The 21783-nt window shown below is 40.7% G+C and carries 17 protein-coding genes; 13 read left to right on the top strand and 4 right to left on the bottom strand.

Going from position 1 to position 21783, the window contains the following annotated elements:
* Positions 1–114: 114 nt before the first annotated feature.
* Together IPJ16_03035 and IPJ16_03030 are read left to right on the top strand one after the other, a co-directional pair.
* Positions 115–1560 (top strand): alpha-L-fucosidase, encoded by a 1446-nt coding sequence (locus IPJ16_03035; protein ID MBK7626168.1) that lies wholly within the window; start codon positions 115–117, stop codon positions 1558–1560.
* Between the two features lie 68 nt (positions 1561–1628).
* Positions 1629–2672: an alcohol dehydrogenase catalytic domain-containing protein gene (locus tag IPJ16_03030; GenBank protein MBK7626167.1), complete on the top strand. Its 1044-nt coding sequence runs from the start codon at positions 1629–1631 to the stop codon at positions 2670–2672.
* A 114-nt stretch (positions 2673–2786) separates the two neighbouring features.
* On the opposite strand, the gene IPJ16_03025 is transcribed toward IPJ16_03030, so the two are convergent.
* A complete protein-coding gene (locus IPJ16_03025; GenBank protein ID MBK7626166.1) occupies positions 2787–3461 on the bottom strand; it encodes a bifunctional 4-hydroxy-2-oxoglutarate aldolase/2-dehydro-3-deoxy-phosphogluconate aldolase in 675 nt (224 codons plus the stop codon).
* A 217-nt stretch (positions 3462–3678) separates the two neighbouring features.
* Between IPJ16_03025 and IPJ16_03020 the strand changes: the two genes are divergently transcribed.
* The 3 genes from IPJ16_03020 to IPJ16_03010 are packed head-to-tail and all read left to right on the top strand — an operon-like array spanning position 3679 to position 7570.
* Entirely contained in the window at positions 3679–4911 is a 1233-nt protein-coding gene (locus IPJ16_03020) for a spore maturation protein (GenBank protein ID MBK7626165.1), read from the top strand.
* A gap of 14 nt (positions 4912–4925) precedes the next feature.
* Positions 4926–6257, top strand: coding sequence for a GntP family permease (locus tag IPJ16_03015; GenBank protein MBK7626164.1), 1332 nt, complete (start codon positions 4926–4928; stop codon positions 6255–6257).
* Positions 6254–7570: a DUF4147 domain-containing protein gene (locus IPJ16_03010; protein ID MBK7626163.1), complete on the top strand. Its 1317-nt coding sequence runs from the start codon at positions 6254–6256 to the stop codon at positions 7568–7570. The genes IPJ16_03015 and IPJ16_03010 overlap by 4 nt, the downstream gene beginning before the upstream one ends.
* 23 nt (positions 7571–7593) lie before the next feature.
* Here the strand turns inward: IPJ16_03010 and IPJ16_03005 are convergent, their stop codons facing one another.
* Positions 7594–7881 carry a hypothetical protein gene (locus IPJ16_03005; protein ID MBK7626162.1) on the bottom strand — a complete coding sequence of 96 codons (288 nt, stop codon included), beginning with the start codon at positions 7879–7881 and terminating at the stop codon, positions 7594–7596.
* Positions 7882–7999: 118 nt separating this feature from the next.
* On the opposite strand from IPJ16_03005, the gene IPJ16_03000 reads away from it, so the two are divergent.
* From IPJ16_03000 to IPJ16_02965, 8 genes are all read left to right on the top strand, one after another.
* A complete protein-coding gene (locus IPJ16_03000) occupies positions 8000–9058 on the top strand; it encodes a hypothetical protein (protein MBK7626161.1) in 1059 nt (352 codons plus the stop codon).
* A 142-nt stretch (positions 9059–9200) separates the two neighbouring features.
* The gene (locus tag IPJ16_02995) at positions 9201–9626 is read left to right on the top strand and encodes an antibiotic biosynthesis monooxygenase (protein MBK7626160.1); all 426 of its coding nucleotides are present in this window, start codon (positions 9201–9203) and stop codon (positions 9624–9626) included.
* Positions 9627–9640: 14 nt separating this feature from the next.
* Positions 9641–10672, top strand: coding sequence for a galactitol-1-phosphate 5-dehydrogenase (locus tag IPJ16_02990; GenBank protein MBK7626159.1), 1032 nt, complete (start codon positions 9641–9643; stop codon positions 10670–10672).
* Positions 10673–10771: 99 nt separating this feature from the next.
* A complete protein-coding gene (locus IPJ16_02985) occupies positions 10772–11887 on the top strand; it encodes a Gfo/Idh/MocA family oxidoreductase (GenBank protein MBK7626158.1) in 1116 nt (371 codons plus the stop codon).
* A 108-nt stretch (positions 11888–11995) separates the two neighbouring features.
* A complete protein-coding gene (locus tag IPJ16_02980; GenBank protein ID MBK7626157.1) occupies positions 11996–13312 on the top strand; it encodes a gluconate transporter in 1317 nt (438 codons plus the stop codon).
* Positions 13313–13380: 68 nt separating this feature from the next.
* Entirely contained in the window at positions 13381–16677 is a 3297-nt protein-coding gene (locus IPJ16_02975; GenBank protein ID MBK7626156.1) for a SpoIIE family protein phosphatase, read from the top strand.
* An 85-nt stretch (positions 16678–16762) separates the two neighbouring features.
* Complete coding sequence (locus tag IPJ16_02970; protein ID MBK7626155.1) at positions 16763–18163, top strand: MBL fold metallo-hydrolase; 1401 nt, start codon at positions 16763–16765, stop codon at positions 18161–18163.
* Positions 18164–18254: 91 nt separating this feature from the next.
* Positions 18255–18965 carry a YebC/PmpR family DNA-binding transcriptional regulator gene (locus IPJ16_02965; protein ID MBK7626154.1) on the top strand — a complete coding sequence of 237 codons (711 nt, stop codon included), beginning with the start codon at positions 18255–18257 and terminating at the stop codon, positions 18963–18965.
* A 71-nt stretch (positions 18966–19036) separates the two neighbouring features.
* Here IPJ16_02965 and IPJ16_02960 read toward each other — a convergent pair whose 3' ends face one another.
* Positions 19037–19744 (bottom strand): M48 family metallopeptidase, encoded by a 708-nt coding sequence (locus IPJ16_02960; protein ID MBK7626153.1) that lies wholly within the window; start codon positions 19742–19744, stop codon positions 19037–19039.
* A 43-nt stretch (positions 19745–19787) separates the two neighbouring features.
* Entirely contained in the window at positions 19788–21569 is a 1782-nt protein-coding gene (locus IPJ16_02955; protein MBK7626152.1) for a glycoside hydrolase family 9 protein, read from the bottom strand.
* Between the last annotated feature and the right edge of the window lie 214 nt (positions 21570–21783).

The following is a 21783-nucleotide window of genomic DNA, read 5'->3' as shown; positions in this document are numbered from 1 at the left end:
CTGTGGCTCTCTGTGTCAACTCTGTGGCTCTCTGTGTAATAAAAGGAACTTACACAGAGTTACACTGAGAAGCACAGAGTTACACAGAGGGTTACACAATAATACTTCTGAAAAATGAAAACAAATCTTTTACTGCTTATCTCAGTAGTGTATCTTAGTGCGTGTTCCCAGGTTACACCTCCTGAACCATTTGGGCCGCTGCCTTCAGAAAGGCAGCTCGCATGGCACGAGCTGGAGTATTATATGTTCGTCCATTTTACTGTTAATACTTTCACAGATAAGGAGTGGGGCTATGGTGATGAGAAGGAATCTGTTTTTAATCCCACCGCACTTGATTGCCGCCAATGGGCAAAAGTTGCAAAGGATGCCGGTATGAAAGGCATAATCATTACCGCAAAGCATCACGATGGTTTCTGTCTCTGGCCTTCACAATACACTGAGCACTCAGTAAAAAATTCTGTATGGAAAGAAGGTAAGGGTGATGTACTCAGAGAACTGCGTACTGCCTGTGATGAACTAGGTCTGAAAATGGGGGTATATCTCTCTCCGTGGGACAGGAACAGTGCTGTCTATGGGACACCTGAGTATCTTATTTATTATCGCAACCAGCTCAATGAACTTCTTACAGCTTATGGTGATATTTTTGAGGTTTGGTTTGATGGTGCAAACGGAGGTGATGGATTTTACGGAGGAGCCAGGGAGAAAAGAAAAATTGATAACAAGACATATTACGACTGGCCAAATACTCATTCTATAGTAAGAAAGCTTCAGCCCTCAGCTGTGATGTTCAGCGATGCTGGACCTGATATCCGATGGGTTGGGAATGAGAGCGGTATGGGAAGCCTTACAAACTGGTGTCTGCTGAAAAAAGACGAGATGTATCCGGGTGGTGATTTTGCAAAGATCCTGGGTGAAGGTCATGAAGATGGTAATTATTGGGTTCCTGCAGAAGTTGATGTATCTATCCGCAGAGGATGGTTTTATCATCAGACCCAGGACTCTCTTGTCAGATCTCCGGAAAACCTGCTGGAGCTTTATTATCAGTCAGTTGGTCGCAACAGTAATCTCCTTCTTAATGTTCCTCCCGACAGGAGAGGTCTGCTGCATGAGAATGATGTTAAGTCGCTTTTGGCATTCAGAGAATTGCTTAATAAAGAATTTGAGAATAACCTGTCACTAGGGAAAAAAGCATCAGCAAAACCTGTAAGGGGTAAAGGCTATGAGGCTGCTAATGTTACAGATGGCAATTCAGAGACATACTGGACCACTAAGGACGATCAGACATCCGGTGAAGTAATTATCGATCTGGGAAATGAGACCGAAGTGAACAGAATAGTCCTTCAGGAATACATAAAACTTGGTCAGAGGGTGCAGGAGTTCAGTGTATCAGTGTTCACGGGTGGTGAATGGAAAGCACTGATAGATGGTACTACTATTGGTCATAAGGTTATACGGAAATTTCCAGTAGTTTCTGCTTCCAAAATTAAAGTAACAATAAGTAAATCAAAAGCTTGTCCGGTTATCTCGAACATCGAACTGTACAGGGCACCGGGGATTTAATTTAGAGACGCAATGCATAGTAGAGACGCAATGCATTGCGTCTCTACTATACAAAAAAATGTATAAATATGAGAGCTGCAGTTATCAGGGAATACGGGAAAATCGGACTGGAAGAAGTAGAAAAGCCAAAACTTCTGAAAAACAATGTTATGGTACAGGTTCGTTATGCCAGTATCTGCGGTTCTGATCAGCATATTTTCAAAGGGGAGTTTCATCCCAGAACAAAACTTCCGTTAATCGCCGGGCATGAATTTGCAGGTGTTGTTGAAGAGGTTGGGTCGGAGGTAAAGAATCTCTTACCCGGAGATAAGGTGACAGTCGACCCTATAATCTGGTGCGGAACCTGCGCAGCCTGCAGAATCGGACACTATCCTGCATGTACTTCGCTTAAACTCGTTGGTATTGATCTGAATGGCGGTTTCGCTGAGTATGTTTCTGTCCCTTCAGATATGATCTATAAGATCCCCGGACATATCTCTGATGAACATGCTGCAATGATAGAAATACTTTCAATCGGATTTCATGCTTCAGCACGGGCAGGTTTAGGTAAAGATGATGATATTCTGATAGTTGGTACCGGAAAAGTTGGTCAGTCTATTTTGCATGCTGCGAAGACAATCACTTCAGGCAAAATATTCATGGCCGATATTCTTGATGAAAGACTCGCACTTGCGTCATCAGCATTTCCTGATATTCAGACCATTAATATCAGGAATACAGACCCTGTTGCTTTTATAAAGGAAGCAACCGGAGGAAAAGGTGTGGATATAGCTTTTGAAGCAGTAGGGCATGAAGTTCATCTGGAAGGAAAATTTAATCCCGTCAGAACCTGCATAAATGCAATAAAAGGGGCAGGGACAGTCTGTGTACTCGGACTGTCAGACCATCCGGCAGAGATTCTCATGAAGGAACTTATCTGGAAAGAGGCAAAGATTGTGGCATCAAGGGTAAGTCATGGTGAATTCTCAAAAGCAATAGAAGCTCTCGCCGGAGGGAAATTGAATCCCGATAAAATGATAACTGGTATTCTCGACCTTAAGGATGCTCAGAAAGGCTTTGAGTTACTTGAAAAAGAACCAGCCAGAAATCTGAAAATTCTTCTTAAGATATAATACCTCTGTGTACCTCTGTGAATCCTCAGTGTCTCTCTGTGACAGTTCTTTAAAAAAATTACACAGAGAGACACAGAGTCGGCACAGAGTTACACAGAGAAAAGTAAAGAGATTTTAAGGTAATTGGAACATCCTGGCAACCTTAACAGCTGCTGTAATTCTTTTTGTTAATCCGGCCCAGTCTTTCTTCTGAATATGCTCCTTTGTAATAAGATTCGAACCTATCCCCACACACGTTACACCGGCATTGAACCATTCTGTAAGGTTTTCAAGTGTAGGTTCAACACCACCCGTCGGCATGATGCTTGTCCAGGGGCAAGGCCCTTTTATTGATTTCACGAAATCCGGTCCGCCAACAGATGAACCGGGGAATATTTTAACTATCTCAGCACCAAGTTCTTCGGCATAGCTGATTTCTGATAATGTAGCGCATCCGGGAGACCACATTATCTTTCTGCGGTTACAGACTTTTGCCATTTCAGGGTTCAGGATGGGTGAAACGATAAAGTTTGCACCAAGCTGTATATAGAGTGAGGCTGTTCCTGCATCTACCACTGAGCCAACACCCATAATCAGATTCGGAACCTCTTTTTCTGCCCATTTATTCAATTCACTGAATAGCTCGTGAGCATAATCACCACGATTCGTAAATTCGAAAACCTTTATTCCGCTATCGGCACATGCTTTAATAACATTCTTGCAAACAGTTGCGTCTTTATGGTAAAAAACCGGTACAATACCGACTTCCTTCATTTTAAGGATAACTTCTATTCTGGTGAAACGTGCCATCGCTGAATTAATTGGTTACACAAATTTATCTATTATTAAATAATATGCAATAGGCTACCGGCAACCGGACCGCGGCAACCGGCTCGCTTAAATATGGTCCTATCAACCACACTCCGCACGCCGCAAACCACCTTTATCTTTTCACTTTTGACTTTTGCCTTTTAACTTTTGCCTTTTGAACTCTATAATAATTATCTTAGCACTTCAAACTCTGTAAATGGTACTTAATTATATCTGGATTGCTTTCTTCCTGATTGGATTCATAGTTGCTCTGGGGCAACTCATATTTGCCGGTAATACTCAGATCTTTAACGATCTGGTTAATTCAGTATTTTCAAATGCAAAGACCGGATTCGAAATATCACTTGGTCTTACAGGCGCACTTACTCTCTGGATGGGACTGTTAAAAGTTGGAGAAAAAGGAGGAGTAGTTGCCATACTGGGAAAGCTGATCGGGCCTCTGTTTCAGAAACTTTTCCCGGGCCTGCCGAAAGGCCATCCTGCATATGGCTCGATAATGCTTAATATCTCTGCTAATATGCTAGGACTTGATAATGCTGCTACACCGGTAGGTCTTAAAGCGATGAAAGAGATGCAGGAAGTTAATGATGATAAGGAAACAGCTTCGAATGCCCAGATAATGTTTATGGTTCTGAATGCGGCAGGATTAACAATTATACCTGTAAGCATAATCGTCTACAGGACACAGCTCGGTGCAGTTAATCCGGCTGATATTTTTATTCCGATACTTATTTCAACATTTGCTGCTTCCATAACTGGTATGATCAGTGTAGCTCTGATACAGAAGATAAACTTATTTGATAAAGTTGTTCTTGCCTATCTGGGAGGTCTTACTGCTATTGTCGTAGGTATTATATTCTATTTCAGTGGTTTGCCTAAGGAAGAAATCTCTGTCATTTCAACTTTCTCGGCAAACTTCATACTGATGCTTATAATTGTTACATTTATTATTCTTGCTCTTATTAAGAAAGTAAATGTTTATGATGCTTTTATTGAAGGAGCAAAGGAAGGATTTAATATTGCCATTAAAATAATTCCTTTTCTTGTTGCAATCCTTGTTGCTATTGGTATTTTCAGGGCTTCAGGTGCAATGGATTTCATCATTTCGGGTATTGCAATGTTTTTTGCCTGGCTTGGAATTGATACGCAGTTTACAGCCGCCCTTCCTGTCGCTTTCATGAAACCTCTCTCAGGAAGCGGAGCCAGAGGTTTAATGATCGACGCAATGACAACCCATGGGGCCGATTCCTTTATAGGCCGGCTTGCGTGTACGATGCAGGGTACGACCGATACCACCTTCTATATTGTTGCTGTATATTTCGGATCGGTAGGAATTAAAAATACCCGTCACGCAATTGGATGCGGCCTGCTGGCTGATCTGGCCGGATTTACTACCGCAATTTTTGTAGCGTACCTTTTCTTTACATAATTTAAGAGCTGAATATGAGCGTTTTAGTCACTTCGATTCTTGTTGGAATAAGTATAATTGCGATAATATACCTGACATCCAGTTTAAAGCTTAAAGCATTCATAGCCCTTTTTATTGTTTCAGTCTTTCTTGCATTTTCCACATTACCTGCAGACAGAGTAATAGCAACAATAAAGGAAGGTTTCGGAAACACCATGGCATCAATAGGATTCCTCATAATCCTTGGTGCAATTATCGGGATTACTCTTGATAAAACAGGAGGTACCCTAAGCATCGCCCGCTATATCCTTTCCAAAACAGGTGAAAAAAGAAGTGTTCAGGCATTAGGGCTAACCGGATTCATTACCGGACTTCCCATTTTTTGCGATTCAGGGTTTATAATCCTAAGCGGACTTGCAAAGTCGTTCAGCGCTAAATCAAAAATTGCCTTGCCATTTATGGCAACAGTTCTGGCGACATCTCTCTATTCAGTGCATTGCCTTATACCTCCTCATCCCGGAGCACTTGCTGCCGCAGGCCTCTTTCAGGTAAACATCGGATACCTTATTATAGCAGGTACTCTTTTTGCTGTTCCGGGTGCACTTGCTTCATATTTCTGGGCAAAATGGATGACAAAAGGAAAAGATTATCCTCCTGCCACTGAGCCTGGGGTTGATACACAGATGGTGAATGATCAGCTTCCTTCACCGTTTCTTTCATTTTTGCCGATTGTAGTTCCTCTTTTACTTATTACTGTCAAATCATTATTAAACCTTATTGATTCAGGAGGTCATTCTCTGATTACGAAAATATTCTTCTTTCCCGGCGATCCCATTTTCGCACTATCAATCGGCGTTGTGCTTTCGTTGTTCCTGCTGAAGAAAAAAACAATAGAATCGATGAATTCTGTGTTCGGGGAAGCTATTGAAAAGGCAGGACCAATACTTATAGTTACAGCTGCAGGCGGCATGTTTGGCATGGTCATCAAGGCTACAGGAACAGGAGAGGCTGTAGGAAAAATTCTGGCAGGGACAAACATAGGTCTTGTTGTACCTTTTCTGATAGCCGTCCTGATGAAGACAGCGCAGGGATCTTCAACTGTTGCAATAATCACAGCTGCATCGTTTGTAGCACCAATGCTATCTATGCTTGGTCTCGATTCAGAATCAGGCAGGCTATTAGCCATGCTTTCCATGGGTGCCGGATCGATGTTGGTTTCTCATGCCAATGATTCCTACTTCTGGGTTATTTCTAACTTTTCAGAAATTGACCCCGGAACAAATTTAAAGGTCTACTCTTTTTCAACAATTGTAATGGGAACAGTAGTTTTTCTATGCGTTTGGATTACATCACTAGTAGTTTTATGACCAGCAGAATAATAGCCGAACAAATATTTCTTGCAGGTGTGGAAAGTGTCATTCCTTCACACCTTATTCATGATGTTCTTCATCTGAAAGATAATATTCTCCATATAAAACACCTTCAGTTTCCGCTAAAGAGTATTAATAACATTTACATCATAGGTGCCGGGAAAGCAAGTGCTGCAATGGCATTTGAGGTTGAAAAAATTCTGGGACCATATATTACTGAAGGACATATTATTGTCAAGTATGGTCATTCATGCAAATTAAATCGTATCAGGGTTACTGAGGCGGCTCATCCGGTACCAGATTCGAATGGGTTTAAAGCTACTGAAGCTATTCTTAAAATAGCTGTGAAAGCCGGAGTCAGTGATTTGGTAATATGCTTATTATCAGGAGGAGGCTCTGCCCTTCTTGCCGATTTCCCACAGGGATCTTCTCCGGGCGAAATAGCAAATGTTAATAACCTGCTTATTAACAGCGGAGCATGTATTCATGAGATAAATGCAGTAAGAAAACACTGTTCACTTGTAAAGGGCGGACAGCTTGCACGGGCCGTAAATCCGGCAACTCTTGTAAGCCTTATACTTTCTGATGTTGCCGGTGATCCTCTCGATGTAATATCCTCGGGTCCAACAACTCCCGATCCTACATTATTCAGTCATGCTCTCGAAGTACTTGATAAGTTCAATCTGATGAATGATATGCCATCAGGAATAATTAAATACCTGAAGGAGGGAGCAGATGGTTTAAGACCTGAAACCCCGAAACCCACTGATCCTGTTTTTGCAAAGACTGAGAACCTTCTTATAGGGACAAACAGACTTGCACTGGAAGCAGCCAAAAGGAAAGCGCTTGATTATAACATAAATGCACTGATAATAGACGATCAGCTTCAGGGCGATACAACATCTGTAGCAGAATATTTGGTTGAAACAGCACTGAAATTCAAAGAAAACGAGTATGAAGTAAAACCTGTATGTCTGCTTTTCGGGGGAGAGACAACTGTAAAGATGACCGGTAAAGGGAAGGGTGGCAGAAACCAGCATCTGGCACTCCAGACCGCTTTATTGCTTAAGGATCATCCGGGAATTACAGTTCTCTCGGCAGGGACTGATGGAAATGACGGGCCCACAGGTGCTGCTGGAGCTGTAGTTGATTCAGAAACCTGTTTAAAAGCGCTGGACGATGATATTGATCCTGTTAAATTCGTACTGGATTTTGATTCATATCATTTCTTCAAAAAGACTGGTGGTCATATCATTACAGGACCTACAATGACCAACGTTATGGATATAATTGTTGTCATTATTGAATAGTTGAATTCACAATCCACAATCTGTCACAAAAACGAATAAATTCTCTGAAAGAATATCCATCTCTTAGGTTTTGAAGTATTTATTTCGGTTATTTCAATATCCTTTTCATTGTAACCATTTGTAATGCAATACTGCTTAATCCTTTCGTATGCCATCGATTTGTGAACAGAAGGTTCAGATAGGATATGAATTATTTCGGTTTTGTAAAACACTGTAAATGAAACCCATCCTAGCCAGGTTTTAACCTTTGTTTCATAAAAGGCAATATCATTTTTGATATAACTTATTATCCTGAATTTTTTCTTGCTCATGATCTGTTTTGTAATTGTGAACTCTGATATTAGTCATATTTGCATCCGGTATAAAAGTTATTTTTGTATCCGATATGCAAATGATTGCATATTATAAATTTAAAGTAAAATGAACATTATGAATACAACAATCCTTTTCCTTGTTTTATCCCTGTGTATGATATCATGCAGGCAAGGCTCCTTAACTTCTGAATCAACTGTCCCGGCAAACGGGCAACTTCCCGATACAACAGACATTACAAATAATTTTTATGATAACACTTTAACAAATGCTCTTCAGCAATATGACCTGATTATTGAAGGAGAGGTTGCAAATCCGGGTAAAGTTAATTTTTCAACTCTCCCTGTGCATAGTGTAATTGTTAAAGAGACATTACTTGATAGTACCGGTGGCGACAGATTTGTCGGAGCATACAGATACGACGGATACTCTCTTTTCGATATTCTTAACAAGAGTATTCTTAAGAAATCGAATGCAGATGAGTTTAATCCGATTATAGATCTATATGTGGAAGTAGAAAATAGTAATGGTGAAAAAGTGGTATTCAGCTGGGGTGAGATATATTATCCAAATAATCTTCACAAAATCATAATCGCCACAAGTGTGTCGCGGATAGTACCTTCCAAGACAAAGGACCTGTGGCCTCTTCCTTCGGAAAGTAAAATTGTGGCAGCAAGCGATTTAATAACTGAAAGAAACATCTCATCCCCTGTTAAGATAACTGTACAGTCGGTTAAAAAATCTTTTCCTGTTGTAAAGGGTTTGTCTCCGATGTACTCTTCCGGTTTTAAAGTATTTGATGCCGGGAAAGAAGTCGCTTCGCTTGCACCGGCAGAACCGGAAAATATTACATATAATACGATTTTCTACGGGAGGGGCAAAGGAATCCACAGTACATCACCTTTTAAAGGGATGATACTTAGAGATGTAATTGCTTCTTATTATGCAGTCAGCAGGGAAAATCTTAAAACAGGAATTTTCTGCATAGCAGGTAAAGACGGATACCGGTGTGCTGTTTCATATTCTGAACTCTTCAACAGGAACGATCAGCAGGAATTCCTTCTAGTGCGTACAGAACCTGAGGAAGATGGTGGCTTATTCAGGGTATTCCCGGCAAGTGATTTCTTTTCCGACAGGGCAATTAAATCACTGTCTGAAATTCATCTGATCCGATAACAACACTCCATAGAATGACTATTTTGCTTTGCGAACTTAGCGAATAACCTTTGCGACCTTTGTGGTTAATGGATTTACCCGAATCAATTATTATTTATTATATTCATGGCGTTAAAAAAACTGTAACCAAAAACTGATAACCATGAAAGTAAAATTATTTGTCGTCCTGCTTGGTATTGCCTTAATTGCCGCCAGTTGTGGTAATAAAAAAAGTGCAGAAGCTGTTTCTGTTCCCGGTACCTCAGTTGCTGTACCTGAAGTGGATTCAAAGATGATGATAATAGCCAGGCTCACTGTTAAACCTGAAAGAGCAAAAGATTTTGTTGAGGCTGCAAAAGATATCATTGCCAAATCAAATGCTGAGGAAGGCTGTCTTTATTATCAGCTGTTTCAGGATCCTTATGACAATTCCAAATTTGTGTTTGTTGAGGAGTATAAGAATCAGGCAGCTGTAGATGCTCATTTTGCTGCAGAGTATTTCAATGCATTTGGACCAAAGATAAGCGATATGCTGGTAGGTGCTGCTGAAATAAAAGTCGTTACCGTTGCCAAAGAGGTAGTACAATAGTAATAAACCAGTATATGAAAGCCCTCGTACTGGAAGAATACAACAGACTTGTTTATAAAGATGTACCTGATCCTGAAATTAATACAGGAGAAGTCCTTGTAAAAGTCATGGCCTGCGGTATCTGCGGCTCTGATGTTCATGGTCTCGACGGAAGTACAGGCCGAAGGATCCCTCCGATGATCATGGGGCACGAGGCTTCAGGGATTATTGTTAAAACCGGGTCCGGGGTTAACGGCTGGAAGACGGGAGACAGAGTGACATTTGATTCAACTGTGTACCCTTTGAATGATTGGTATACTCTTGAGGGTCATTATAACTTAAGTGATAACAGGGAAGTCCTTGGTGTCTCTCCCGGCACCTATAAGAGAGCCGGTGCATTTGCTGAGTTTATTGCTATTCCTCAGCATATTCTGTACAAAATTCCTGATAATGTAACATTTGAACAGGCTGCAATGGTTGAAGCAGTTGCCGTAGCCCTTCATTCAATAAACATTTCAGGAATAAAGACCGGCGATAAATGTGTAGTTGTAGGTACAGGTATGATCGGGACTTTTATTCTTAAACTTCTCCGGCTTTCAGGCGCTTCAAGGATTATTGCAATAGATATAAATTCAAACAAGCTTGATCAGGCAATAAAAGCCGGGGCAGATGATATCTTTCTGGCAACTGATCCAAACCTTGGTGAAAAAATCATTGCCCTTACAAATAACAGAGGAGCCGATATCTCATTTGAGGCAGTCGGCAGAAGTGAATCTGTAAATATTGCGATTGATGTTCTCCGCAAAGGCGGTAAAGCAGTTCTTGTTGGTAATGTATCCCCAAAAGTGGAATTTCCCCTTCAGAAGGTTGTTACCCGTGAATTGACAGTTCTGGGGAGCTGTGCCATACGGGGGGAATATGAAGTTGTTCTTAATCTGCTTCAGACCGGAAAGATAAGTGTTGACGATCAGATCTCTGCCGTAGCACCCCTTTCAGAAGGAGCTGGCTGGTTTGACAGACTTTACAGGAAAGAGGAGGATTTAAATAAAGTAATTCTTGTTCCCTGACATTTCGGATTTCGGATTGCGGATTGCGGAATAAAATACTGTAAATTGATAAATCCGAAATCAAAAATCCGAAATCCGAAATTTTTAATAGTTAAGACAATGTTTGATAGAATATACAACATTTCAATTGCAGGATGCAGCCGCGTAGCTCATCTTCATGCAAAGGCTGTTCAGAATATCCCAAATGCCCGGCTCGCAGGTGTCTGGAGCAGAACAGCAAGCACGGCAAATGATTTTGCTGCTGTTTATAAAACAAAATCGTATGCTGATATTTCTGAAATGGTAGCCGATAATAAAACAGACCTCGTTATTGTCTGTTCCGCTCATCCTTACCATATTCAGCCAGCAACGGAAGCTGCTAAGGCAGGGGCTAATGTGCTGGTTGAGAAGCCTCTGGCCTCAGATCTGAAGGATTGCGACGAAATGATAAAAATCTGCAGGGAGAATAAAGTAAAGCTTGGCGTAATTAGTCAGCGGCGGTGGTATGAACCTGTGAGAAGGGTGAAAGATGCAATTGAGAGCGGGAAACTGGGAAAACCTGCAATGGCAACAGTCACAATGCTTGGCTGGCGCGATAAGGCCTATTATGATTCTGATGAGTGGAGGGGGTCGTGGAAGAAAGAGGGTGGCGGGGTACTTGTAAACCAGTCGCCTCACCAGCTTGATCTTATGCTATGGTTTATGGGTGAAATAGATGAAGTTTATGGAATATGGAGAAACCTGAACCATCCGTACATAGAGGTCGAAGACACTGCTCTGGCAATTGTGAAGTTTAAAAGCGGGGCTATAGGAAATATTCTTGTTAGCAATTCGCAGAAACCTGGAATCTACGGAAAAGTACATGTCCATGGAGAAAACGGAGCATCAGCCGGAGTCCAGACAGATGGAGGTGCTATGTTTATTGCCGGACGAACGGGCGTGGCTGAACCACCCGTAAACGACCTCTGGACAATCCCGGGAGAGGAGCATCTGCTCAAAGAGTGGGTTAAAGAGGATACAGATACTTTTAATAATTGCGATCCCACTGTTGTATATATGCAGTATCAGATTGAAGAATACCTGAAAGCAATTGCTGAGGGAAGAGACCCTGCTGTTAACGGTGAAGCAGGACGGCGAACAGTCGAGTTATTCACAGCTATATACAGATCTACCCGCGATAATATGCCAATCAAATTTCCGCTGAAACCTGAACCTGGATTTGATGGGCGGGGCTAGAAAAAGCGTAAAGCGTAGAGCGTATAGCGAAGAGCGTGGAGCACTGAGCCCTGAGCAACTTAATATAACCCTGAATTATGGAATTGTTAAATAATTAATATTGATAGCATGCCACTTCTGATAGTCGTCCTTGGAATCTGCCTCCTTCTGGTTCTGATACTTGTTTTTAAATTCAACTCATTCCTCTCTTTTGTTATTGTGTCAATTTCTGTAGCTCTTGCAGAAGGAATGACACTTGACCAGGCTGTACTGTCGATCGAAAAAGGTATTGGCAATACTATGGGATTCCTTGTACTTATTTTATGTCTTGGATCAATGCTCGGGAAACTAGTATCGGAAAGTGGAGCTGCCCAGAGGATTACAACCAGACTTGTTAATGCTTTCGGATTAAAACATATTCAGCTTGCCCTGATGCTTACCGGTTTCATCGTTGGAGTTTCGCTCTTTTATGATGTCGGTTTCTTCATTATGATTCCACTTGTTTTCACCGTGGCAGCAGCAACCGGTTTACCTTTGCTGTATGTGGGACTTCCTATGCTTGCAGCACTCTCGGTTACACATGGTTATCTTCCGCCGCATCCTGCTCCTACGGCCATCGTTGGTGTATTTAATGCGGATCTTGGGAAAACACTTTTCTATGGTATAATTGTGGCTATCCCTGCTATTTTTGTCTCCGGACCAATACTTTCCAAGGCACTCAGCAAGATAGATGCTAAGCCGTTTGCAGAATTTGTAAATGTTAAACCATTGACTGAAGAAGAGATGCCCGGATTCTGGACAAGCTTCTTTTCAGCACTTTTGCCTGTTCTGCTTATAACTCTTGCAACTATTGCAGGGTTTTTACTTCCCGAAGAAAATATTGTACGAAAGGTTCTTGGATGGATAGGCAATCCTGTATTTGCAATGCTGCTCTCAGTTCTTTTCGCTATTTATACACTTGGAATCGCCAGGGGAAGAAAGATTAATGACATCATGAATTCCCTTGCTCACTCTGTTACAAGCATAACAATGATTATGCTTCTTATTGCCGGTGCCGGTGCATTAAAACAGGTTCTTATTGACGCTGGAGTCAGCGATTACATTGGCGGACTTCTGAGTGAATCATCACTATCACCATTATTTCTCGGTTGGCTCATTGCAACAGTTTTGCGGTTCTGTGTAGGGTCTGCTACAGTTGCCGGAATTACTACTGCCGGTATTGTACTTCCCCTGGTAACAGCAGGTGCTGTGAAACCTGAACTTATGGTACTTGCTATTGGTTCAGGGAGTCTGATGTTCGGACATGTGAATGACGGAGGATTCTGGTTGTTTAAAGAATACTTTAACCTGAGTATTAAAGATACTCTGAAATCCTGGTGTGTTATGGAAACATCTATCGGAATAATGGGATTAATTGGTGTTCTGGTACTTAATCTTTTTGTGTAATTTTATCGCACAATTGTTTTGGTTGGGTTGTTATTATAATATTATACGAAGAATATAAAAAAATGGCCATGAGGAAGTTTATTTTACTGGTTTCATTTTTATTGGTTGTTTCTTTACTTAAAGCCCAGCAAGGCGCTCCTTTGCTGACACACTTCTATGAGAGCAGGGATATTGAAAATCAGAACTGGGCTATTTGTCAGGATGAGTATAACGTTATGCTTTTTGCAAACAGAAAAGGCATTTCAGCATTCGACGGACAGGATTGGACTTCGGTCAGGATTCCGGTAATCCCTTATACAATGAGGGCAAATCCCAAAGACGGTAAGATCTTTGTCGGTGGAGAAAACAACTACGGATATATAGAGAAGGATCAGGCTGGCTTATACAAGTACATATCAGTATCAGGTGATGAAGCAGGAATAGGTGTTATCACCAGGATTATATTTAATGATTCTGTAGTCTGGTTTTACGGCGAACAGTCTGTTAGCCGGCACAATCTGAATGATAATAAACTGGAGCTGCGACTGAAATCACCTGATGACAGTCCATTTACCGGTATGTTCGTTACCCCGAAGAATACTTTTATAAACAGGCTAAACTCAGGTTTATTCAGACTTGAAAGTGATACACTTTTCCCTATAGTAACAGGATATGTGACTGAGAATATTGATATTCTCTTCTCGCTTCCATATGATCAGAACAGGGTTTTAGTTGGACTAAGCAATGGAAAACTGCAGCTTTTTGACGGTATAAAATATTACGATTACCAGGTTAAAGATGAAGGTTATCTCCGTGACAATATTCTCTCTGAGGGAATTATGATGGGAGACAGTCTTTATGCCTTCTCTACACTTGATGGCGGAGCTCTGGTTATAGATAAAAAAAGTGGTGAAGTCAGGTTCACAATTAACAACCAGAATAAACTTCCTGATGATGAGATATATGCAATTGGGCAGGATAGAAGCGGAGGATTATGGCTTTCTCACCAGTATGGCCTATCCAGAGCTGAACTGAAACTCCCGGTAGGAAATTTTAGTATTTATCCCGGACTGACCGGCAATCTTACAACATCCCTCTGGTTCAAAGGAGAGTTATTTGTTGGAACCAGTGAGGGTGTTTATTACCTGACCGCTGTAAGGAACTATGCAGAGGTTCAGGTTCTGGTTAAAAATGATGCAGCTTCTGCAGTTGCACAGACAGTTAATCAGTCAGCCACTCAGGAGCAGCAGGGTACCAGGAAGAGTATCTTCACCAGGATATTCGGAAAGAAAATCACAAAAGAAAAAAGCAGTGAGGCTGCATCCCCGTCAGCTTCCGTAAGTGCAGCTGCTAAAAAACCGGCAGAAACATTTACTAAAAAGACTGTAAATAAGCTCAAATCAATTAACTATATCTACAAAAGGGTTGACGGCTTTAATGAGAAATGCAGACAATTGGTGGCAACTGATTATGGGATACTTGCCGCAACAAACAAAGGACTTCTTGTAATAAATAATCATAAAGCTGAAACAATCGCACAGGATCGGTATGTAAATTTCATATCGTGGCAGCCTGTTAAGGACAGGTATTATATAGCTTCAGGTGATGGCTATTTTTCTGTAAGGTATTCCGGAGGAAAATGGATCAGCGAATCCCCGGATCCCGCTTTTTCTGATCCTGTTTATTCTCTGGCAATTACATCAGCTGGTGATTTATGGCTGGGAGTAGATAATGCAGCTCTCCTGACGGATTTACAAGGTGCTGGCGGAAGTGTGAAGTATACCTCGGTCAGCATAAAGAGCGATTTTCCGCAAAGATATCTGGTTGATGCAGTAAATGATTCCGTCTTTCTGTATACCGAGTCGGGAGTTTACTATTATCAGAAGCAATCTGCAGCATTTGTAGAAAGAGATGCTGATATCAGTCCTTTAACATCAAAGACAAAATTTGCTTATCCGCTTTCCAATAAACCATGGGTTAAACATGGATATAACTGGCTGTATCTTAATACTACTGATTCTTTCATTGAGAAGGAAATGTCACTTCTTAAACTATTCAGTGACGTTGTTTCAATAAATACAGAGAATAAGATTCTCTGGGTTGTGGACGGAGAAAATCGTTTATTCAGGATTGATATGGATAAACCTTTGAAAGTCAACCCCGAAAGCAATATTCTTGTTAAAAGTATCTATAATGCAAACGGTACTACATTCAGTCTGTCAGAAATTGTATTTAACCGTGGTGATAATGTCATATATTTCGATATCGTAGCTCCCGGCTACCTTAAACAGAATACCACACAATATCAATATACTGTAAATAAGCTGATGAATGGCTGGTCAAACTGGTCTGTCCGAACCAGTTATAATCTTGCTATCCCAATAGCTGGGGACTATACCCTACAGGTCAGGGCGAAGGATATCTGGGGAAACATCGGGGATATAAAAACGATCAAATTTACGATTAAGGCACCTTTCACAAAGACACCGCTATTCTTTATTCTGACAGCTTCATTTGTTTTGCTTATTCTTTTTCTGATTGTCAGGTTCAGGGAGGGACAGCTGCAGAAAGCAAATAAAATACTTGAACAGAAAGTAAAGGAGCGTACAGCTGAAATTGAAGCACAGAAAGAGGAGATAACCTCAAGTATTGAATACGCAAGCAGAATTCAAATGGCAATGCTTCCTGAGGAAGAGCATTTCAAATCTTTTTTCTCTGATCACTTCATAATTTTTAAGCCAAGGGATATTGTCAGCGGCGATTTCTATTGGATCGGAGAGACCGAAAAACAAATTTTTTTCACGGTGGCCGATTGTACGGGCCATGGTGTCCCCGGGGCTTTCATGAGTACACTGGGAATCTCCACACTTAATGAGATTATTACTAATAATTCTGATCTTCAGGCTAATACAGTGCTTGGACTTCTTCGTGAAAAGATAAAAACTTCACTTCATCAAACAGGAAAAGAAGGTGAAGCTGCAGATGGAATGGATATCTCATTCTGCATTATAAACAAGAGCAAAAAAGTATTGCAGTACTCCGGAGCATATAATCCGCTTTTCATTTTCCAGGGTGGTGAATTCAAGGAATATAAAGCCGACAGGATGCCGATAGGTATTTACTACGGGGAGAAGAAAGCATTTACCAACTATGAGATAAATCTCAAAAAAGGTGATGCGATTTATATATTTTCAGATGGTTATGCTGATCAGTTTGGCGGACCTGACGGGGTAAAATATAAAAGCGCCAACCTTAAGAAGTTATTGGCAGAAAACTATTACAGACCAATGTCAGAACAAAAGGCAATTATTGAAAAAGAGCTTGAAAACTGGAAAGGATCTGCTGATCAGGTTGATGATATAACAATGATAGGTATCAGAATTTAAAGCTAATAATTATCGCCTCATCAACTTTTTAACTTCTTCAATCCCTCATAATATGAGTATCTTTATAAAAATAATATAATATAAAATGAAAATAAAATTCATTGGAGCAGCAAGGGAGGTAACGGGAAGTAAACATTTAATTACTACTAATTTAGGCAAGAGGATCTTACTCGATTGCGGTATGTTTCAGGGGAAGGGACTCGAGACAGACGGTATGAACCGCGATCTTATGTTCGATCCCTCCCTGATAGATCATTTAATTCTCACTCATGCTCATATCGACCATGCCGGACTTATCCCTTATATGTATAAACTTGGTTTCCGGGGATCAATTGTATGTTCGAATGCTACCAGAGACTTGTGTGCAATAATGCTTGCTGATTCAGCCTTTATTCAGGAGCATGATACAATGACATTTAACAAAAGAAGGGCAAAAAAAGGTCTTCCGCTTGTTACTCCTCTATATACAAAAGAAGACGCATCAGCATGTATGAGTCTTTTTATTGGTGTCCCCAATGACATGAAATTCAGGATTGACGAAAATATAAAAGTTAAGTTCACCAATACCGGTCATATGCTTGGCAGCGGTGTAGCTAATCTTCAGATAATTGATAACGGACAGATAAAAAGGATCGCCTACACCGGCGATATAGGCAGACCGGTGGATCCTATTCTTGCTCCTCCGCAACCATTTCCTCAGGCCGACATAATAATAACTGAATCTACCTATGGTGACAGACTTCATCACGATTCAAAGGCTGCAGAAGAAGAGCTCCTGAATATTGTTATGGAAACATGTGTAAATAAAGGTGGTAAGCTGATTATTCCCGCTTTCAGTGTAGGCCGTACACAGGAGATCGTATATGCTCTTAATAACTTTTTTAACAGCGGTCGTCTTCCTAAGATTGACATGTTTGTTGATAGCCCTCTCGCTGTTAATGCCACAACTGTTTTCAGGATGCACCCTGAGTGTTATAACAATGATTTTCTGAAAGTTCTTGAGAAAGATGAAGATCCTTTCGGATTTGCTAATCTGTACTATATCTCAAAAGTTGAAGATTCAAAAAGACTTAATGATCATAAGAAACCTTGTGTAATAATCTCTGCATCAGGAATGATGGAGGCAGGAAGAGTAAAACACCATCTGGCAAACAATATCTCCAATCCGAAAAACACTATCCTGGTGGTTGGTTATTGCGCTCCAACTACTCTGGGTGCAAGAATCGTAAGAGGTGATAAAGAGGTCTCAATTCATGGTATAATTCACGAGGTTAAGGCTGATGTGAAAAAGATCGAATCTTTTAGCGGGCACGCTGATTACAGGGAGATGATTGACTTCCTTGGCTGTCAGGATAAAAGTGCTGTAGAAAAGATGTTTATAGTTCATGGTGAATATGAAACTCAGAAAAAATATGTTGCTTCACTGATTAATGCAGGATTTAAGAATATTGAGATACCTGCCAAAGGTCAGGAATATGAAATCTGAAAAATTTAGTAATTTCTGCAGAAGGATTGGTTCTAGTTATTATTTTTGCCCCTTCAATAAATTCTATTTAGTAAGACTTTAAGATAATAAAATGGGAAGAGCATATGAATACCGCAAGGCATCCAAGGAGAAAAGATGGGATAAGATGTCTAAGTTGTTTCCGAAGCTTGGTAAGAACATTACTATCGCTGCCAAAGAAGGCGGAGCGGATCCGGATCTGAATGCTAAACTCAGGACTGCTATTCTGAATGCAAAATCTCAGAATATGCCAAAGGATAATATTGAGGCAGCAATTAAAAGGGCTGCTGGCAAAGATTCTGAGAGTTTTTCTGAAATTTGTTATGAAGGAAAGGGACCTCATGGTGTCCTCGTTTTTGTTGAATGTGCCACAGACAACAACACACGAACCGTTGCCAATGTAAAAGCATATTTCAATAAATCAGGTGGTGGCATTGTCCCAACTGGATCACTCGAGTTTATGTTTAACAGGAAAGCAGTCTTCGAATTTGAGCTTCCTGCCGGCAAGACAGTTGATGAGATTGAGTTCGAACTTATTGAATCGGGACTTGAAGAGGTTGAAATGGTCGATGATACAGTTTATGTTTATGGTGACTATACAAACTTTGGGTCTTTGTCACAGGCAATTGAAGATATGGGTATTGAGATCAGAAATGCCTCGCTGAAGCGTTTTGCTCTAAATCAGGTTGAATTTACCGAGGAGCAGCTCGTTGATATTGAAAAGCTCATCGACAGACTTGAGGATGATGACGATGTTCAGGCTGTTTATACCAACATCGCATAAGAATAATTGGTTAATTTAAGAGCCTTTGTGTACTTCGTGAAAACTTAGTGTCCTTTGTGGTTAATGGATTTTCATCTGATATGTTTTCTTAATTCCTTTCTGACAGATTTCCATTCCGGGAAAAGCTCTGACAATAATTCGTAGTATTTTGCGCCATGATTATGATGCTTAAGGTGGCATAATTCATGAACTATGACATATTCAATATACAAATCCGGAAGTTTGATTAATTCAGTACTGAGTGTAATCACTCCTTTAAAAGAACAGCTTCCCCAACGCCTTTTCATTGAACGGATTATCAGACCGGCTGGCTTGAAATTCTGATCTTCATGTTTTGAAAGCATATTACCAAGAAGCACGGGAAATAGTTCCGTCGCTTCACGCTTGTATCCTGAATAGAGGACTCTCCTTACAGCTTTCTGATCTTCAGGTCTGGCAACACCAATTTCTATTTTGCCATCAGTAAACACAGCAAATGGCTTCGTGGAATTTATAACCGATAAAATTGCCTCTCTTCCTCTGTAAAGATGAATATCACCGTTGCAATAGGAGCGGCCCGAGATATTATTATTCTGTTTTCTGTAATTGTCGCGGTGTTTTATTATCCATTCCGCCTTCTCTTCGACTATTCTGACTATAGTTTTGTCTGATGTGCGGTAAGGTACCCTGACAATCACTGTGGAATCGGGATGAACACTAATCCCAAGTGTCCTTCGCCGTGAATAAACAACCTTGAAATCAATATCTTTTATTGTGCCTGTTCTTTCAGCAGTTTGCATCCTTTATTCTGATTTAACGACAATGATAATGATAATTTGAACGTTAATTTCCCGATGAGGAGCCTAATGCTGAAAGGTAATAAACCAGACAGGCAGTTCCATCCATTGTGCATTCATTACTCGTATAATCACCTGCATCATCGTGATAGTTGGCCATCGTGGTCTGGAATTTCGCGTATTGATCTTCTTTTTTTAAGGCAACATACTTGCTGTGAGCCCTGAAAATGGATGAGTATACCGGCCCGTCTACTAATCCGCCATTTACCTGTTTTCCCCTGATGACAAATGAAGAATGAGAATCAACAGGATAATCGCCATTTTCAGGAAGGCCGACTACCATGCTTGTCCCCCATGGATTACATCCGAAGAGCCAGTCGCGATGTGCTGCTTCAAGTTCAGCAAAAGAAGTATCCCCTGAAATTTCAGCATAAAGATGAAACTGGGTCAGAATTGATGAAACTAGATTATTTGAACACCAGATGAACGGCACTCCTATAAGAAAAGGATTCTTCTTTGCTTTAAGTTCTGTCATCTCAAGACCTCTTCTCATATACCCGGCAAACTCATCTTGCCCGGTATTCTTTTGAATGCGTGCAATTTCCGGATGTCCCATATTAACAAAAGGGTACCACTGATAGTGCAGGGCTGTATCTCTTCCTATCCAGGGTGTAACAGGTTCCTGTCTGCCAAATTCAACTGCGTAGTCAAAATATTTTTGTTCCCGTGTCAGATTATATAGTTCAGCTGCCGCAAGTTCCATGTCGTCAGTCCAATTATCCTCTTCGTAAAAATAGGGAGCTGATCCCGGAGCTGTCTGGCATACACCCGGATTCTTTAATCCATGATTGAAAGCATCTATAGCTTTAGAAGTGAGTAATTCAGAAAAATCAGGATCAGTTTCTTTATACACCATGGCGCCTCTGGCAAATGATGATGCAAACTTTCCGGCTGTTGATGCAATGCCCGTAGCCCTGTTTTTATATTTAAGCAATCCCTGTGGTTCTCCTGTACAAAAGTATACCGGTCTCTCAAGTCCTTTGCCATACTTTGCCGTGTCATCATTTGGGAACCTGAATCCTATATGGTCCCTGTCATCAGCAATCTGATTGAACATTACTCCAGGAGAGGGATTCATTTTCAGCAGCCAGTCCAATCCCCATCTGCTCTCATTAAGAATATCGGGTATTCCGTCTGCTCCCGGTAACCCGTTGGCCAGGTATTTATCTCCAAAGGAAGAAGGATTTTCAGAATACGAGAACAACATCTGGTATGTTGCATTGGCAGATGTGGCAACATACTGAAGGTAGTCTGCAGCATCGTGCCAGCCTCCTGTTACATCAATATGTGCAGAGTCATCATGTTTTCCGTACACTATATACCCGTCATTGGTGTGGCAGGAGTCATTCAGATACGGATTAAATCCGCATCTCTGTTGTCTCATATAGTTAAGAAGATAGTCAGCAGTACCATCGTACACATTTTCTGCTATTTTGAATTCAGGTGAGTAGCTCTTCCCTGCAAGGATCTTATATGTTCCGTTCTGTTTTAATCCGGAAAAATTTAACCGGTAGCAGCTGATAAACTGATCGAGTGGTTCTGCTTTAACAGGATTGTTTATTGTCATTACTACTTCTCCGCTACTGGCATTAATTACCCTGAAGTCTTTGATATTCTGTAGCTTTGTGCTGATAAAAACCCCGACCTTTATATCACCTGGCCTGTAGCCGAGCTGATTTACTCTAATCCATGTATCTGCTTCGTTATTGCATGATATTGTGCTTAATAAAGCAATTAAAAGAATCAGGGTGAAGGATCTGTTTTTCATTTTTTGACTTTACTGGATAGTAAGATGCAATTTAGTAATAAGTTAAAAATATCCTAAAATTCACCTTCAATGGAATATCCTTTATCTGTTTATTGTCTATATATTATAAAACTGAAATAAGATTTATGTTATTCTCTCTTAAAATGGTTAGTAAAATATCAGGTTAGGTTATTTTCATCCAAAACATTCATGGTTAGAAGGTTAGTTAAATTCT

The organism is Bacteroidales bacterium, from assembly GCA_016709865.1.
GTDB lineage: Bacteria > Bacteroidota > Bacteroidia > Bacteroidales > VadinHA17 > LD21.
Note: the sequence above shows the minus strand (reverse complement) of the source record. Positions and strands in the feature narration are given on the sequence as shown.